This is a genomic window from Anaerostipes butyraticus, assembly GCF_016586355.1.
Lineage (GTDB): Bacteria > Bacillota > Clostridia > Lachnospirales > Lachnospiraceae > Anaerostipes > Anaerostipes butyraticus.
On the sequence record NZ_BLYI01000021.1, the window covers coordinates 1 to 356 of the forward strand.

Below are 356 nucleotides of genomic sequence, written 5' to 3' on the forward strand. Positions count from 1 at the left end.
ACAAAGACCAGCGAGAACTGCGGGAACTCGTTCGTTACCGCAAGAGCCTTGTCAGGGAACGTAACCGCGAACTGAACAGACTCCAAAAGATGCTGGAAGGCGCCAATATCAAAATATCCGGTACGATCACAGATATCAATGGCAAAAGCGCCAGAAATATCCTGGAGTACATCCTTTCCGGGAAACAGATCGGCTCTGCTGAATACGACATCCTCTATGAAAAGAAAGTCATCGCACACAACCTGAAAGCATCAAAGGAACAGATCATTGACGACCTGAACGGGATCATGTCTGACATCCAGCGAAAAATGCTGCGGCTCCTTCTCAAACATCTGGATGAACTCAATGCCATCATC

The 356-nt window shown here is 47.5% G+C and carries 1 pseudogene; it reads left to right on the plus strand.

From position 1 onward, the window contains the following. Nucleotides 1–356 (plus strand): annotated as a pseudogene (locus JMF81_RS03760) (IS110 family transposase); the annotation flags it as partial.